This is a genomic window from Streptomyces sp. CA-251387 (assembly GCF_050936625.1).
In the GTDB taxonomy this organism is placed as follows: Bacteria; Actinomycetota; Actinomycetes; order Streptomycetales; family Streptomycetaceae; genus Streptomyces.
Window position 1 is genome coordinate 5,355,102 of record NZ_JBNJMJ010000001.1, and the last position, 12,617, is coordinate 5,367,718.

The window sequence follows — 12,617 nt, forward strand, 5'->3', positions numbered from 1 at the left end:
CGAGCCGGGGTCGGGCCAGTGGGTCTCTCCCGGGGGTTTGTGTTTTTCCCGCAAAAGCGGTTTGCTTTCCGACGTACTGCAGTACTGCATATAACAGGGGACGGCGAAACGGCGGACGCCGCAGACCCCCGGCCCTCAAGTTATCGATGAAAGGAAATCCGGTGGCACAGAAGGTTCAGGTCCTTCTTGTCGACGACCTCGACGGCGGCGAGGCGGACGAGACCGTCACGTTCGCGCTGGACGGCAAGACGTACGAGATCGATCTCACGACTGCCAATGCGGACAAGCTCCGTGGCCTTCTCGAGCCTTACGTGAAGGGCGGTCGTCGTACCGGAGGCCGTGCTTCGGGTGGCCGCGGAAAGGCGCGCGCTGCTTCCGGTGGCGGCCAGGACACGGCGCAGATCCGCGCGTGGGCCAAGGAGAACGGCTACGAGGTCAACGACCGCGGCCGCGTCCCCGCGTCCATTCGCGAGGCATACGAGAAGGCCAACGCCTGATCTTCGGGCCGACGCCCGATCTACGGACAGGCCGAAGGCTGGGCGCACGCGCGTCGCAGCCGCAGACGGTGGCAGTGCGTGGCCACCGTGTCCAGGATTCGCACCAGATCGGGGGCGCCCCCACCGCCCCCCAGGGCCGACATCGTCGGCAGCGAGGACTCGACCTCGCCCCCAGGCTCGGGGGGCCGCATCCATACGGCGGCCCCCTGCACGGCATCGGAGCGGCCCAGGGGAAGCGACCGCACCGCGCCGGGCCCCGGCAGGCCAGGACGCCGTGCGGTCTCCCTCGGTCCCGGACCGACGGGATGCCGTACGGCCATGACCGGCCCCCGCTCGGGTGGCAGGGGTGCCTCCATGAGGTCGCCCGCGCCGAGCGTCGTCAGGTCCAGGGGCAGCGTGCCCCACTCCAGCCAGGCCAGCGCCCCCGGCACTTCCTCCGCGCTGCCCGCGGCGATGAGCAGCCGCATCCGGTCGCCTCGGACGGCCACCGGGGAGTACGGCGTCAGATGGCGCAGTGCCGCGCGGCCGGCCTCGGCCGGGACGTCCAGGACGTCGAAGCGCAGTCCCACGCGAAGACACAGCGGGAATCCGGGTGCCTCGGGCACCACCGGCCAGCCCAGTTCGTTCTCGTACCACCGGCGGACCTGATCGCTCGGACCGAGCGGCCGACGGGGAAGGGGGATCGTGGCGAGGTCCGTGGCGATCACGGGGCGGGTGCCGACCATGCCAAGTGCAACCGCCGAAAGAGCATGCCGGTTACGCTAGGTGTCCTGTCGAATGCGCAGGGTGCTGAAATGGGGGCGTGCGCGAGGTGTGGGGAGGCGCAAGGTTGTTCGCCCGTAGCGGAGGGAACCGGGGCGCGCGGCATGGAGTGTCAGTCCCAGCGGGTAAGACATCCCTAGTGGGAGGGGGCGACACGCAGGACAGTGGGTCTCACGTTCGCCATCGGCGTACTGATGGTGAGGGTAACCACCTGGCCTGCGGGAACATCGTCTCGCACCATCGGGTTGGAGCAGATGTCGGCGTTAGCGGGGTCAGGAGGCCATCGACGGTGTCGGCAGTTGGAATGAGCGGTCCCCGCTTGCGGGACTAAGCTGCGGAAGGACAGGGAGGGGAAGTTCCCCCCACTGCCTGACCGCTCTGAGGAGCGATTAACGATGTTCGAGAGGTTCACCGACCGCGCGCGGCGGGTTGTCGTCCTGGCTCAGGAAGAAGCCCGGATGCTCAACCACAACTACATCGGCACCGAGCACATCCTCCTGGGCCTGATCCACGAGGGTGAGGGTGTCGCCGCCAAGGCCCTTGAGAGCCTCGGGATTTCGCTCGAGGCGGTCCGCCAGCAGGTGGAGGAGATCATCGGCCAGGGCCAGCAGGCCCCGTCCGGGCACATCCCCTTCACCCCCCGTGCCAAGAAGGTCCTGGAGCTGTCGCTCCGCGAGGCCCTTCAGCTGGGCCACAACTACATCGGCACGGAGCACATCCTGCTCGGCCTGATCCGTGAGGGCGAGGGCGTCGCCGCCCAGGTCCTGGTCAAGCTGGGCGCAGATCTGAACCGCGTGCGGCAGCAGGTGATCCAGCTGCTCTCCGGTTACCAGGGCAAGGAGACCGCCGCCGCCGGCGGGCCTGCCGAGGGCACGCCCTCGACGTCCCTGGTCCTCGACCAGTTCGGCCGGAACCTCACCCAGGCCGCTCGTGAGTCCAAGCTCGACCCGGTCATCGGGCGCGAGAAGGAGATCGAGCGGGTCATGCAGGTGCTGTCCCGCCGTACCAAGAACAACCCGGTCCTGATCGGTGAGCCCGGCGTCGGCAAGACCGCCGTCGTCGAGGGGCTCGCCCAGGCCATCGTCAAGGGCGAGGTGCCCGAGACCCTCAAGGACAAGCACCTCTACACCCTGGACCTCGGCGCGCTGGTCGCCGGCTCCCGCTACCGCGGTGACTTCGAGGAGCGCCTGAAGAAGGTCCTCAAGGAGATCCGCACCCGCGGCGACATCATCCTGTTCATCGACGAGCTCCACACGCTGGTCGGTGCGGGTGCCGCCGAGGGCGCCATCGACGCGGCTTCCATCCTGAAGCCGATGCTGGCCCGCGGTGAGCTGCAGACCATCGGTGCGACCACGCTGGACGAGTACCGCAAGCACCTGGAGAAGGACGCGGCCCTCGAGCGCCGCTTCCAGCCCATCCAGGTCGCCGAGCCGTCCCTGCCGCACACGATCGAGATCCTCAAGGGTCTGCGTGACCGGTACGAGGCCCACCACCGCGTCTCCATCACGGATGAGGCGCTGGTCCAGGCCGCCACCCTGGCCGACCGGTACATCTCGGACCGCTTCCTGCCGGACAAGGCGATCGACCTGATCGACGAGGCCGGTTCCCGGATGCGCATCCGCCGGATGACCGCGCCGCCGGACCTGCGCGAGTTCGACGAGAAGATCGCCGGTGTCCGCCGGGACAAGGAGTCCGCGATCGACTCGCAGGACTTCGAGAAGGCCGCCTCCCTGCGTGACAAGGAGAAGCAGCTCCTGGCCGCCAAGGCCAAGCGGGAGAAGGAGTGGAAGGCCGGCGACATGGACGTCGTCGCCGAGGTCGACGGCGAGCTGATCGCCGAGGTCCTCGCGACCGCCACCGGCATCCCGGTCTTCAAGCTGACCGAGGAGGAGTCCAGCCGCCTGCTGCGCATGGAGGACGAGCTCCACAAGCGGGTCATCGGCCAGGACGACGCCGTCAAGGCGCTGTCGAAGGCGATCCGCCGTACGCGTGCCGGTCTGAAGGACCCGAAGCGTCCGGGTGGTTCGTTCATCTTCGCCGGCCCGTCCGGTGTCGGTAAGACCGAACTGTCCAAGGCGCTCGCCGAGTTCCTCTTCGGTGACGAGGACGCGCTGATCTCCCTCGACATGTCGGAGTTCAGCGAGAAGCACACGGTGTCGCGTCTGTTCGGTTCGCCCCCCGGCTACGTGGGCTACGAAGAGGGCGGCCAGCTGACCGAGAAGGTCCGCCGCAAGCCGTTCTCCGTCGTCCTCTTCGACGAGGTCGAGAAGGCCCACCCGGACATCTTCAACTCGCTGCTGCAGATCCTGGAGGACGGTCGTCTGACCGACTCCCAGGGCCGGGTCGTGGACTTCAAGAACACGGTCATCATCATGACGACCAACCTCGGCACCCGGGACATCTCCAAGGGCTTCAACCTGGGCTTCGCGGCCTCGGGTGACACGAAGACCAACTACGAGCGCATGAAGAACAAGGTGTCGGACGAGCTCAAGCAGCACTTCCGCCCCGAGTTCCTCAACCGCGTCGACGACGTGGTCGTCTTCCCGCAGCTGACCCAGGGCGACATCCTGCGGATCGTCGACCTGATGATCGGCAAGGTGGACGAGCGCCTGAAGGACCGGGACATGGGCATCGAGCTCTCCCAGTCCGCCAAGGAGCTGCTGTCCAAGAAGGGCTACGACCCCGTGCTGGGTGCGCGTCCGCTGCGCCGCACCATCCAGCGCGAGATCGAGGACAGCCTGTCGGAGAAGATCCTCTTCGGCGAGCTGCGCCCCGGTCACATCGTGGTCGTGGACACCGAGGGCGAGGGCGAGACCAAGACCTTCACCTTCCGCGGTGAGGAGAAGTCGGCGCTGCCGGACGTCCCGCCGATCGAGCAGGCGGCCGGTGGAACCGGGCCGAACCTGAGCAAGGAGGCCTGACCCTCAGGGGGTTGAGCCGAAGAAAGGGGCCGGTGCACATGCGCACCGGCCCCTTTCGCATGCCCAGGAGGGCGTGGCTTACGACAACTGCCCGTCGTAGTCCGGCAGCTTGTACGTCTTCTCGGCATGGCCGCCCGAGAGGTCGGTGGCGCTGTTGCCGATGTTGGCGATGATCGTGTAGCCCTTGTTCTCGATGGTGGCGCGCTGGGCCGTCTTGTAGTCCGCGACGTTCTTGAAGAGGTCGAGGAAGCTCCGCACATGGAGGCCGGAGACCTGGTAGCCGACGTGCTTGAGGTTGTAGTCGGTCACCGAGTAGATGATGCCCGGGCGGGCGGTCACGAAGAACAGGGAGACGCCGTGCTCCTGGGCGTACTTGGCGACCTCCAGGACCGGCTTGTTGGCCGGCTGCGGGTAGCTGAAGCCGAAGTCGGTCTCCAGGGTCGTGTTGTCGATGTCGAAGACGATCGCCTGCTTCTCGCCCGGCTTGGTGTTCGCGATCCGCTGCTTGAGATAGGGCAGCGCCTGGTCCATGACCGCCTGGCAGTCCTTCTGCCAGGTGGCGTAGTCGACATCCGCCGAGGACGCCGCTGCGGCCGTGGTGGCGGTGGAGGTGCTGGTCGCGGTCGTCGTCGCCGCTTCGGCGGGGACCGCGAGGGCCACGAGGGCGGCCGCGGAGACGGTGCTGACCGCGATACGGCGCGCCCAGGGGCGAAGCGTCATGTGGGGGTCCTCTCACGTCACGTGCGCTGGGTTGTCGCGTGCATGTTCGTGTGCAGGAGTGGCTGGTGGGGAACCAGCGGGTTACCGGACGGTAGCTCACGTTGAGGCGTCGCTCACAGAGTCGCGACGGAATTGGTTGAGCAAGATCGGGCGAGAGGCGTAGCGCCCGTCACATTCCGGGGTTTTGTGATTGCGCTGGGCGGTGACATGCCGCACAGGCGATTTGTCCGTTACTAGAGGGAATAGTGGAAAAGAGATCACGGACAAAAGGAGCTTTCGCCTCAGGACTGGCCAGGTGATGTGGGCATTCGTCCCGTTTTATCTCTAATGGAAGCTCTGTCAAGATGCAGGGATTTTTGTTAGGGAGTACTAGAGTCCGTCGTAGATAAGGCGTTTTGGGGTTCGGGGCGGCGCGGGTTACCAAGGGATGGCCATCCGGCGACCGCCTGTGCGTCGGGTGGTTTTCCCTGTCGTCTTCCCCCCGAGGTTTCGCATGTCCCCGCGCTTCTCGTTCCGTTCGTCCCGTACGTCCTCGTTCCGCACCCGTGCCGCTGTGCTGGCCGCCGGCCTGGGGGCCTCGGTCGTGCTGGGCGCCGGAGGCGCGGTCGCCGCCGAGATGAACTCCGCCACCGGTGTCTCCACCGCCGTACAGGCGCAGAGCGCCGCCGCGAAGAAGGCCGCCGCCAAGAAGGCCGTCTCCTGGGTGAGCCCGGTGAAGAAGTACACGAAGACCGCCAGCTTCGCGCAGGCCGGCGCCAGGTGGCAGTCCACCCACAGCGGGCAGGACTTCGCCGTTCCCAGCGGCACCAAGGTCATGGCCGCGCACGGCGGCACCGTCGTCAAGGCCGGCGGCAACGGCGCCGGTGACGGTCCCGCGTACGGCAACGCCGTCGTCATCAAGCACGGCAACGGGACCTACACCCAGTACGCCCACCTGTCGCGCATCGACGTGAGGGTCGGCCAGGTCGTCAAGACCGGCCAGGAGATAGCCCGGTCCGGCAACACCGGCAACTCCAGCGGGCCGCACCTGCACTTCGAGATCCGTACGACCGCCAACTACGGCTCCGCCGTCGACCCCGTGGCCTTCCTGCGGGCCAAGGGTCTGACGGTCTGAGTCACCGAGTCGCTCAGGCGCCCTTGTGCGCCTGGGTGACCAGGTCCGTGGCGACCTCGAGGATGGCCTGGCGCTTCTCCTCGGGGTCGCCTTCGAGGTCCTTCAGCACGAACATTCCGGCGTGCATCGTGAACAGCGCGCTGATGCAGCGGACCTGGTCGACGAGGTCCGCGTCCGGGTCGATGATGATGTCGCGCATGCCGAGCATGCGGTTCTTGAACATCTCGCCGATGCTCAGTTCACGGACGGTCGCCTGGTTCTCCTGCATGAAGCGGAAGAGGGGGGCCGCTTGGGACAGGACCTCGCTGTAGCGGCGTACGATCTCCTGCTTCGTCTCGAGTGTGTGCGGCTGCCGCTTGCCCCACTCGATCAGGTCCTCGATCGGCTGCGTCAGGTCCTCGAAGAGGCTGACGATGATCTCTTCCTTGGTCTTGAAGTGGTAGTACAGGGCCGCCTTCGTGACCTCGAGGCGCTCGGCGATCTCGCGCAGGGAGGTCTTCTCGTAGCCCTGCTCGGCGAAGAGTTCGAGGGCTACGTCCTGGATGCGCTGGCGAGTGTTCCCGCGGCGCCGCTGCTTGGTGCCGTCCATGGTGCCGCCCATCCTCGTACTCCTCGGCTTTCCGGAAAACTTACTTGACGCCCGGCTAGTTACGCCTCTACCTTCCCTGAGTGTAGACAACTAGCCGGGCGGCAAGTAAGTAGCTGGGGGCGTGGGAACCGTGGCGGACACACAGACAGCCGGCACAGAAGCCGGACAAGGGGCGGAGAAGCAGCCCAGGAGCGTGCGGGTCGTGCTGCTCGCGCTGATGATCACGATGATGCTCGCGATGCTCGACAACATGATCGTGGGCACGGCGATGCCGACGATCGTGGGCGAACTCGGCGGGCTGGAGCATCTGTCGTGGGTCGTCACGGCCTACACGCTGGCGACCGCGGCCTCCACTCCGCTGTGGGGCAAGCTCGGTGACATGTACGGGCGCAAGGGCGTCTTCATGGCGTCGATCGTGCTCTTCCTCATCGGGTCCGCGCTGAGCGGCATGGCCCAGGACATGGGACAGCTGATCGCGTTCCGGGCTGTGCAGGGGCTGGGCGCCGGTGGTCTGATGGTCGGCGTCATGGCGATCATCGGTGATCTGATTCCGCCGCGGGAGCGCGGCAAGTACCAGGGCATGATGGCCGGCGTGATGGCGCTCGCGATGATCGCCGGGCCGCTCGTCGGCGGCACCATCACCGACCACTGGGGCTGGCGCTGGGCGTTCTACATCAACCTGCCGCTCGGGGTCGTGGCGCTGGGTGCGATCAGCGTCGTGCTGCATCTGCCGAAGAAGCGGGCGCAGGCGCGGATCGACTATCTGGGGGCGGCGCTGCTGACCGTGGGGATCACCGCGATCGTGCTGGTCACCACGTGGGGCGGTACGGAGTACGCCTGGACCTCCGCGCGGATCATGGAGCTCATCGGCATCGGTGTGGCCGCGCTGGTCGGGTTCGTGTTCTGGCAGACCAAGGCTGCCGAGCCGGTGGTGCCGCTGCACATCTTCCGCAGCCGCAACTTCACGCTGATGTCCGTCATCGGCTTCATCACAGGCTTCGTGATGTTCGGTGCGACGCTGTTCCTGCCGCTGTACCAGCAGTCGGTGCAGGGGGCGTCCGCGACCAACTCCGGGTTGCTGCTTCTGCCGATGCTCGGGGCGATGCTCGTGACGTCGATGGTGGCCGGGCGGGTGACCACGAACACCGGGCGGTACAAGGTGTTCCCGATTGCCGGCAGTGTGCTGATGGTCGTCGGGCTGTATCTGCTGTCGTTGATGGACACCGGGACGAGTCGTTTCACGTCCGGTGTGTACATGGCCGTGGTCGGGCTCGGGATGGGCTGTCTGATGCAGATCACCATGCTGGTCGCGCAGAACAGTGTCGAGATGAAGGACATGGGTGTCGCGTCCTCGTCCACCACGCTGTTCCGGACGCTCGGGTCCTCGTTCGGTGTCGCGATCATGGGGGCGCTGTTCAACAGCCGGGTGCAGGACGTCATGGCCGAGCGGGGTGGGGCGCTCGGGGCGAAGGTGACGGAGCGGTCGGCGCAGTTGGATGCGGCGAGCTTGGCGCGGTTGCCGGAGGCTGTGGCGGGGGCGTATCGGCAGGCGGTGTCAGCTGGGACGCATGGGGCGTTTCTGCTGGGGGCCGTGGTTGCTGTGGTGTCTTTGGTGGCGGCGGTGTTCGTGAAGGAGGTGCCGCTGAAGGGGGCCGGGCCGAAGGGGGATGCTGCGGGCGGTGGTGCCGGTGAGGGGGCCAAGGCGGCGGTGGTGGAGGCCGTCTGAGTGTGCGGTGGGGAGGCCCTCGGGTGGTGTGCTGCCCGGGGGTCTTCGCCGTTGGTTTTTCGCCCCCGCCGCCCCTACCCGTCCCATCCTGAAGGGGCTCCGCCCCTTCGACCCCAGGGGGCTCCGCCCCCTGGACCCCCGTCGGCCCTGAAGGGGCCTTGTCCTCAAACGCCGGACGGGCTGGATTGCCTGGGCCGGCGTCGAGAGGTGGCGGCCCTCTGCGGGTGGGCGGGGGCTGGGGGCGGTGGTGGCTCGGCCTCAAACACCGGCCGGGCTGGAATGCGTGATCTCAAGTGTCGGACGGGCTGTCCCGTCGTCGGAACCCCCCGGCCCACAACATCGCGTAGCACCCCGGGATCAGCGAGGCTCCGCGTCCGACGTGCTTGTCCCGGTACTCGCTCGGCGTCAGTCCGGTCCGGGCCTTGAAACGGGCCGAGAATGTGCCGAGGCTGCTGAAGCCGACCAGATGGCAGATCTCGGTCACGGTGAGATTGGCCCCCCGCAGATACTCCTCGGCCCGCTCGATCCGACGGTGCGTCAGATACTGGCCCGGCGTCTCGCCGTATGCCGCCTTGAAGACCCGCACGAAGTGATACCGCGAATACCCGGCATGCGCGGCAACGGCATCCAGATCGAGGTCCGGGTCGGCCCAGTCCCGGTCCATGGCGTCCTTGGCCAGCCGCAACTGCCGCACCTTGTCCATGAAACCGATGGTGACACGCCCCACTGACACCCACCTCGGCCGGCAAAGGAGCCAGGAGAGCAACTCTGGAGAAGCGTGCCGAGGGTGGCTCTGCCTACCGTGACGGGCAGGAAGACAAAGCCGGAGCACGGGAGAGTGCCGTCATGATCAAGGGCCTGGGCATCACCACCGTATGGACGTTTGACCAGCAGCGCACCAAAGCGTTCTTCACCGAGAAGATCGGCTTCGAGGTGCGGAACGATCTCTCGATGGGTGATATGCGGTGGGTCACCGTGGGGGCCAAGGACCAGCCGGATGTCGAGCTCGCGTTGATGAGCCTTGACGGGCCCGGGCTTGATCCCGAGTCCTCCGAGGCGTTGAAGAAGCTCGTCGGGAAGGGGGTCATCGGGGCCGGGGCGTTCCGGACCGACGACTGCCGGGGGGACTACGAGACCTTCAAGGCGCGCGGGGTGGAGTTCATCCAGGAGCCGCAGGAGCGGCCGTACGGCATCGAGGCGATCTTCCGCGACGACAACGGCAACTGGTACTCGCTGACCGAGCGGAACGAGGAGCTCGACTTCTCCAAGCCGTTCGAGTGAGCCGACCAGTACGGCTCACTACGGCAGCATCGGGTAGCTCCCCGTGTTCGTCGGTGCGTGCTCCGGGAGCCAGAGGACGGCCACCGCGCCCTCCGACGGCACATGCTCGGGGGCGCCCGCCGGGCGTACGTTGCGGAAGGTCAGGCGGGCGCCGAGGACCCGGGCCTGACCTGCCGCGATCGTCAGGCCGAGGCCGTGGCCGTGGCCCGAGCGGTCGCTGCTGCCCGTGCGGAAGCGGCTGGGGCCCTCGGCGAGCAGATCCTCGGGGAAACCCGGGCCGTGGTCGCGGACGCGGATGACGCGGCCCTCGACGGTGACCTCGATGGGCGGCCTGCCGTGCCGTGCCGCGTTGGCCAGCAGGTTGAACAGCACCCGCTCCAGGCGGCGCGGGTCGGTCGTGACCTCCGACTCGTGGACGACCCGCACCTCGATCTCGGGGTCCTTCGCCGCGACCCGCCGGCTGACGAACTCGCCCAGCATGATGTCCTGCAACTCGGCCCGCTCCGAGGCGCTGTCCAGGCGGGCCACCTCCAGCACGTCCTCGACGAGCGTGCGCATGGCCTTCGCCCGGTCCAGGACCAGTTCGGTGGGCCGGCCGGGGGGAAGAAGTTCCGCCGCCGTCAGCAGACCCGTCACCGGGGTGCGCAGCTCGTGCGCGATGTCCGCCGTGACCCGGCGCTCCGCCTCCAGCCGCTGCTGCAGCGCGTCCGCCATGGCGTCCACCGCGCTCGCCAGATCGTCGGTCTCGTCCCGTACGACACCCCCGATGGCATCCCGCACCCGCACGTCCGGCTCGCCGCTCGCGACCTGGTTCGCCGCGGCCGCAGCCTTGCGCAGCCGGCGCGACAACTGTGCGCCGATGAGCACGCCGAGCGCGCTGCCGCCGAGAACGACCGCGATCGAGCCGATGATCATGGCCTGGTCGAGGCGGTTCAGGATCTGCTCACTGCGGTCGGTCCAGCCGTCGCGGAGGGACAGGACATGGCCGTCGTTGAGCGGTACGGCAGCCCAGATGTCGGGCGCCCCGCTCGGCGTGTCCGTCACATACGTCGCCCGCCGGCCCTCCTCGACCTTGTCCCGCAGTGCCGCCGGCAGCTCCGGGTCGTCGATGGTGGCGTTCGGGAAGTTCAGTCGCTTGGACTGCTCGTAGCCGCGTTGGGCGATCTGGAGGCGCTCGTCCGCGAGGTCGCGCGCGCTGTCCAACATGGAGACGCGGGCCTGGTTGTGCACGACCAGGCTCAGCACGATCGCCACGAGCGCGCCGACCAGCGCGATCGCGGCGCTCAGCTTCCATCTCAGGCCCGTGCGGATGGACGTACGGCTGCCGCGGTGACCGCTCACCCGCAGGCCCGTACGCCCACCCATGCGCCCGGCGCCCGTACGGACACCCGCCCCCTGGCCCGCGAGGTCCCCCGGACCCGTGAGGCTGACGCGTCCCGCGCCGGACGCGGCCGGCCGTCTGAACATCCCCCGCATGCCCGCCCCGCTCAGGCCTTCAACTTGTAGCCGAAGCCACGGACCGTCTCGATGCGGTCCTGGCCGATCTTCTGCCGCAGCCGCTGCACATGGACGTCGACGACCCGGGTGTCCCCGCCCCAGCCGTAGTCCCACACCCGCTCCAGCAGCTTGTCCCGCGACAGCACCGTGCCCGGCGCGGAGGAGAACTCCAGCAGCAGCCGCATCTCGGTCGGCGTGAGCGCCACCGGCTGCCCGGCCCTGCGCACCTCCATGCCCTCGGTGTCGACCTCCAGATCGCCGAAGGTCAGCATCCCGCCGGTGGCGGCCGTATCGGCCTCGTCCGTCCGGTCACCGCCGCTCGCGTGCCCGAAGCGGCGCAGCACGGCGCGGATCCGCGCGACGAGCACGGCACCGTCGAACGGCTTGGTCACATAGTCGTCCGCGCCCGCCTCAAGACCCAGCACCACGTCGATCGAGTCGGCGCGCGCCGAGAGCATGATCACCGGCACGGTCGACTCGTCGCGGATACGGCGGCACAGGCTGACCCCGTCCAGACCCGGGACCATGACGTCCAGCAGCGCGATGTCCGGCCGGTTCGTCCGGAACGCCTCCAGGCCCGACAGCCCGTCGGGCATGGCGGTGACCGCGAAGCCGTCCCGCTCCAGGGCGAGCTGGGTGGCCTCGCGGATGACATCGTCGTCCTCGACGAACAGGACGTGGGTCTGGTCTGCCATCCCGGTGCTCTCAGTCCTCGTGTGCCGTGTGCCGTGTGCTTCTGGTGTGCGTCCGAAGCGTGCTTCGGGGTCCGTCGGAAGCGTCCACTTCAGGGACGCGGGGAGCGGGCGATGCGTTCACTCCCGCGGGCGCCGCGTCAGCCGTCGGGCGCCGCCGACTCGTCCTCCCCGCCGAGATTGCCGTAGTCGGTGCGCGTGCGGTACTTCAGCACGAAGCGGCCGGACGTCCACAGGTATGAGACCACGTTCTCGCTGGACGGGTTCGACAGCGCGTCGTCCTTCGCGTACACCTGCTTGGTCACCACCAGGTAGCCGCGGTCGATCTCCGCGTAGACCGGGGGCTCCTCGGCCTTGAACACATTGTGGTACGCGCCACCCTGCTCGCGGTACACGTACGAGCCGACCCCGACCTGGTCGCCGCAGGACAGGACGTTGACCACGATGTCGTCCGCGGGTCCGCCGGTCAGGTCGCCGTACGACACGTCGACGGGATAGCCGTCGGACACGCACGGCTTCAGTTCGCGCTTGACCTCCGCCGAGACCTCGGGGTCCGCCTTGACCAGGCGGACGGCCTCCGCAGGGTCCGCGACGGCGGACGGGGAGGGCGAGGCCGCGGGCGCGAGCGACGACGAGACGGCCGAGCCCATCGCGTCGTCGTGCGCCGGTCCCTCGTCGCGGGCGCCGGTGCCACCGGTGGCACAGCCGGAGACGAAAAGGGCGAGGGCGACGACCACGGCCATCGCCGTGAACGCCGCCTGGAGGGTCCCCCGGACGGGTGCGGGTCCGGGGCGGTCGGATCCGATCTCCCCGGAACC

The 12,617-nt window shown here is 68.3% G+C and carries 12 protein-coding genes; 5 read left to right on the forward strand and 7 right to left on the reverse strand.

What is annotated here, in order from left to right; translation table 11 throughout:
• Positions 1 to 161: 161 nt before the first annotated feature.
• The gene (locus ACQEV2_RS23975; protein WP_433045077.1) at positions 162 to 497 is read left to right on the forward strand and encodes a histone-like nucleoid-structuring protein Lsr2; all 336 of its coding nucleotides are present in this window, start codon (positions 162 to 164) and stop codon (positions 495 to 497) included.
• 20 nt (positions 498 to 517) lie between these two features.
• On the opposite strand, the gene ACQEV2_RS23980 is transcribed toward ACQEV2_RS23975, so the two are convergent.
• On the reverse strand, positions 518 to 1,222 hold the full coding sequence (locus tag ACQEV2_RS23980) for an SCO3374 family protein (RefSeq protein ID WP_433045080.1): 705 nt from the start codon (positions 1,220 to 1,222) through the stop codon (positions 518 to 520).
• A 432-nt stretch (positions 1,223 to 1,654) separates the two neighbouring features.
• On the opposite strand from ACQEV2_RS23980, the gene ACQEV2_RS23985 reads away from it, so the two are divergent.
• Positions 1,655 to 4,180 (forward strand): ATP-dependent Clp protease ATP-binding subunit, encoded by a 2,526-nt coding sequence (locus ACQEV2_RS23985; protein WP_433045083.1) that lies wholly within the window; start codon positions 1,655 to 1,657, stop codon positions 4,178 to 4,180.
• A 78-nt stretch (positions 4,181 to 4,258) separates the two neighbouring features.
• Here ACQEV2_RS23985 and ACQEV2_RS23990 read toward each other — a convergent pair whose 3' ends face one another.
• Positions 4,259 to 4,900, reverse strand: coding sequence for an HAD family acid phosphatase (locus tag ACQEV2_RS23990; protein ID WP_433045086.1), 642 nt, complete (start codon positions 4,898 to 4,900; stop codon positions 4,259 to 4,261).
• A 493-nt stretch (positions 4,901 to 5,393) separates the two neighbouring features.
• Between ACQEV2_RS23990 and ACQEV2_RS23995 the strand changes: the two genes are divergently transcribed.
• Entirely contained in the window at positions 5,394 to 6,014 is a 621-nt protein-coding gene (locus ACQEV2_RS23995) for a M23 family metallopeptidase (protein WP_433045089.1), read from the forward strand.
• A gap of 13 nt (positions 6,015 to 6,027) precedes the next feature.
• On the opposite strand, the gene ACQEV2_RS24000 is transcribed toward ACQEV2_RS23995, so the two are convergent.
• Entirely contained in the window at positions 6,028 to 6,615 is a 588-nt protein-coding gene (locus ACQEV2_RS24000; RefSeq protein ID WP_433045092.1) for a TetR/AcrR family transcriptional regulator, read from the reverse strand.
• A gap of 118 nt (positions 6,616 to 6,733) precedes the next feature.
• On the opposite strand from ACQEV2_RS24000, the gene ACQEV2_RS24005 reads away from it, so the two are divergent.
• A complete protein-coding gene (locus tag ACQEV2_RS24005; protein WP_433045095.1) occupies positions 6,734 to 8,329 on the forward strand; it encodes an MDR family MFS transporter in 1,596 nt (531 codons plus the stop codon).
• Between the two features lie 289 nt (positions 8,330 to 8,618).
• On the opposite strand, the gene ACQEV2_RS24010 is transcribed toward ACQEV2_RS24005, so the two are convergent.
• Positions 8,619 to 9,032 carry a helix-turn-helix transcriptional regulator gene (locus ACQEV2_RS24010; RefSeq protein WP_433045098.1) on the reverse strand — a complete coding sequence of 138 codons (414 nt, stop codon included), beginning with the start codon at positions 9,030 to 9,032 and terminating at the stop codon, positions 8,619 to 8,621.
• A 143-nt stretch (positions 9,033 to 9,175) separates the two neighbouring features.
• Between ACQEV2_RS24010 and ACQEV2_RS24015 the strand changes: the two genes are divergently transcribed.
• Positions 9,176 to 9,610, forward strand: a complete 435-nt coding sequence (locus tag ACQEV2_RS24015; RefSeq protein WP_433045101.1) for a VOC family protein — start codon at positions 9,176 to 9,178, stop codon at positions 9,608 to 9,610.
• An 18-nt stretch (positions 9,611 to 9,628) separates the two neighbouring features.
• On the opposite strand, the gene cseC is transcribed toward ACQEV2_RS24015, so the two are convergent.
• The 3 genes from cseC to ACQEV2_RS24030 form a co-directional block, all read right to left on the reverse strand.
• Positions 9,629 to 11,086 (reverse strand): two-component system sensor histidine kinase CseC, encoded by a 1,458-nt coding sequence (cseC, locus tag ACQEV2_RS24020; RefSeq protein ID WP_433045104.1) that lies wholly within the window; start codon positions 11,084 to 11,086, stop codon positions 9,629 to 9,631.
• 11 nt (positions 11,087 to 11,097) lie between these two features.
• Entirely contained in the window at positions 11,098 to 11,802 is a 705-nt protein-coding gene (cseB, locus tag ACQEV2_RS24025; RefSeq protein WP_433045107.1) for a two-component system response regulator CseB, read from the reverse strand.
• A gap of 137 nt (positions 11,803 to 11,939) precedes the next feature.
• The gene (locus tag ACQEV2_RS24030; RefSeq protein ID WP_433054729.1) at positions 11,940 to 12,542 is read right to left on the reverse strand and encodes a hypothetical protein; all 603 of its coding nucleotides are present in this window, start codon (positions 12,540 to 12,542) and stop codon (positions 11,940 to 11,942) included.
• Between the last annotated feature and the right edge of the window lie 75 nt (positions 12,543 to 12,617).